At 71.9% G+C, this 2838-nt stretch carries 3 protein-coding genes and 1 pseudogene; 1 reads left to right on the plus strand and 3 read right to left on the minus strand.

Annotated features, from left to right (window positions below; translation table 11 throughout):
* On the minus strand, window positions 1–676 hold a 676-nt coding region (locus R6V09_RS50160), incomplete at its 3' end, for a PH domain-containing protein (protein WP_317888091.1).
* Complete coding sequence (locus R6V09_RS50165) at window positions 673–1173, minus strand: PH domain-containing protein (RefSeq protein ID WP_317888092.1); 501 nt, start codon at window positions 1171–1173, stop codon at window positions 673–675. The genes R6V09_RS50160 and R6V09_RS50165, both read right to left, overlap by 4 nt.
* A gap of 31 nt (window positions 1174–1204) precedes the next feature.
* On the opposite strand from R6V09_RS50165, the gene R6V09_RS50170 reads away from it, so the two are divergent.
* Complete coding sequence (locus tag R6V09_RS50170) at window positions 1205–2356, plus strand: NADH-quinone oxidoreductase subunit D (protein ID WP_317888093.1); 1152 nt, start codon at window positions 1205–1207, stop codon at window positions 2354–2356.
* A gap of 26 nt (window positions 2357–2382) precedes the next feature.
* Here R6V09_RS50170 and R6V09_RS50175 read toward each other — a convergent pair.
* A pseudogene (locus R6V09_RS50175) lies at window positions 2383–2838 on the minus strand (SAM-dependent methyltransferase); the annotation flags it as partial.

Raw genomic sequence — 2838 nt, forward strand, 5'->3', positions numbered from 1 at the left:
CGCTGTGGGTGGCGAGCCACAGCAGCGGCGGTACGACGAGTGCGGCGGCAAGCGACCCCCAGGTGGCGCCGGTCAGCACCAGGGACACCGCGAGGACCCCGGCCGGCACGTGCAGCAGTTGCCGCGCGGGTGCCTCGCCGACCTCGTGGGCGGTCTCGGGCGCGAACCCGGCCGCCCGCGCGAGGAGTTCGGCCCGCAGCGCCCGGGCCTCGCCCTCTCCGAGGAAGGCGAGCTCGTCCTTCTTGTCGGTCCCTACGACGTCCAGCTTCAGCTTGGCGACGCCCGCCACGCGCGCGAGGAGCGGCTGTGTCACGTCGACCGCCTGGATGCGCTCCAGCCGGATGTGCGCGGTGCGCCGGAACAACAGGCCGGTACGGATGCGCAGTTCGGTGTCGGTCACCGAGAAGTGGGTGAACCACCAGGTCAGGAAGCCGTACAGACCGGCGGCCGGCACGATCACGGCAAGCGCGATCAGCAGGGTGATGGTGGTCAGCCGCGTCAGCTGTTCCTGCGCCTGGTTGGGGTCGTGCACCGCCCACCCGATGACGACGGCGACCGGCGCCCACGCCCGGCGCAACGGCGTCACCGGATGCAACCGCCGCTCCACCACGGGCACTTGCTCCCGTACGACCGCTGCGGCCCCGGGTACGGCCTTGTCGGCGCCCGGCGTCGTCACAGCCCCGCCGATCGGGCCTCGCCGAGTTCGGTGAGCCGGTCGCGCAGCCGTTCGGCCTCGGCCGGGTCGAGCCCCGGGATGGTCGCGTCGGTCGCCGCGGCGGCCGTGTGCAACTGCACGCTCGCGAGCCCGAAGTGCCGTTCCACGGGCCCCGAGGTCACCTCCACGAGCTGCATCCGCCCGTACGGCACGATCGTCTCGTGGTGCCACAGCACGCCCTTGCTGATCAGCAGGTCGTCGGCGCGCTCGGCGTACTGCCAGGAGCGCCAGTTGCGGCCCAGGACCACCCAGCCCCACGCCATGACGCCGAGCGGCAGCAGCGCGAACGCCGCCCACCCCGGGCCGACGAACATGCCCAGCGGCACCCCCAGGGCGACGGTCAGCAGCCCCAGCCAGATGACCAGCAACATCCGTCGCATCTTCAGCAGCCCCGGCGGCAGGCCGGTCCACACCGGCTCGCGCGCCGCGCCGTCCTGGGCGGCAGTCCCCGTTTCCATGGCGCAAGCGTACGTACGAGAGACTGTGCCCATGACTCCCACGACGGAGACCACGGTCGGGATCGGCGGCGCCGCGGAAAGCACCGACATGGTGCTCAACATCGGCCCCCAGCACCCCTCCACGCACGGAGTGCTGCGGCTGCGGCTCCTCCTGGACGGCGAGCGCATCCAGCACGCCGAGCCGGTGATCGGCTACATGCACCGCGGCGCCGAGAAGCTCTTCGAAGCGCGCGACTACCGCCAGATCATCATGCTCGCCAACCGCCACGACTGGCTGTCGGCCTTCTCGAACGAGCTCGGTGTGGTCCTCGCGGTGGAGCGGATGCTCGGCATGGAGGTGCCCCCGCGCGCGGTGTGGACGCGCACGCTGCTCGCCGAGCTGAACCGGGTGCTCAACCACCTGATGTTCCTGGGGTCGTACCCCCTGGAACTCGGCGGCATCACCCCGGTGTTCTACGCGTTCCGGGAGCGCGAGGTCCTCCAGAACGTCATGGAGGAGGTCTCCGGCGGGCGCATGCACTACATGTTCAACCGCGTCGGCGGCCTCAAGGAGGACCTGCCCGCCGGATGGGCCGCACGCGCGCGTGAAGCCGTCGCCGCCGTGCGCTCCCGGATGGACCGCTTCGACGACCTGGTGCTCGGCAACGAGATCTTCCGGGGGCGCACGCGCGGAGTCGGCGAACTGTCGGCGGAGGCCGTCCACGCGTACGGCGTGAGCGGGCCCATCGCGCGCGCCTCGGGCGTCGACTTCGACCTGCGGCGCGACGAGCCGTATCTCGCGTACGGCGAGCTCCAGGACACCCTGAAGGTCGTCACGCGCCAGGAGGGCGACTGTCTCGCCCGCTTCGAAGTGCTCCTGGAGCAGACCCACAACGCGCTCGACCTCGCGGACGCCTGCCTCGACCGGCTCGCCGGGCTGGAGCCGGGGCCGATCAACCAGCGGCTCCCGAAGGTCCTGAAGGCGCCCGAGGGGCACACGTACGCGTGGACCGAGAACCCGCTCGGCATCAACGGCTACTACCTCGTCAGCAAGGGCGAGAAGACCCCGTACCGGCTGAAGCTGCGCTCGGCGTCCTACAACAACATCCAGGCGCTCGCGGTGCTGCTGCCGGGGACGCTGGTGGCGGACATGGTGGCGATCCTGGGGTCGTTGTTCTTCGTGGTCGGGGACATCGACAAGTAGGCGAAAACGGCGGCCAGTAGGGCGCGCTACGGCTCCTGCAGCGGGTCCGGAATTCCGACCGACTGCACGAGCCAGCCGAAGTCACCGAGTCCGCCGGTCGCGGTGAGCTCGGCCGCTTCACCGGCGCTCGCGAGGGCGCGGACGTACTCCGTCGGGTCGGTGGACGCCAGCGTGAGCGGGGGGCGCGCGCCTGTGACGCCGAGGGCGCGCAGGGCGGCGCGTTGGGTGAGCAGGCGTGCGCCGGGGAGTGCGCAGGCGTCCAGTGCGACGTGCGCCGTGATGTCGCACGAGCCGTCCGGTACGGGTGCCGTCTCGCGGCCCTCGCGGAAGCCGGTGAGCGTGCCGAACGGGGGGCGGGTGTCCAGGGTGTGCGCGTAGTCGACGGCGACCGCGAGCCCGCGGTCGACAGTGGCGATGGCGGACGCCCAGGCCGTGTCCCTGGGGAGGCCGATCTCGGCGCGCAGCCCCTCCTCGGGTGCCAG

Source organism: Streptomyces sp. W16 (assembly GCF_033194735.1).
In the GTDB taxonomy this organism is placed as follows: domain Bacteria; phylum Actinomycetota; class Actinomycetes; order Streptomycetales; family Streptomycetaceae; genus Streptomyces.

Excerpts from the sequence above, each read along its gene's own strand:
- R6V09_RS50165 (WP_317888092.1), bottom strand. The coding sequence starts at position 1,173 with ATGGAAACGGGGACTGCCGCCCAGGACGGCGCGGCGCGCGAGCCGGTG.
- R6V09_RS50170 (WP_317888093.1), top strand. The coding sequence starts at position 1,205 with ATGACTCCCACGACGGAGACCACGGTCGGGATCGGCGGCGCCGCGGAA.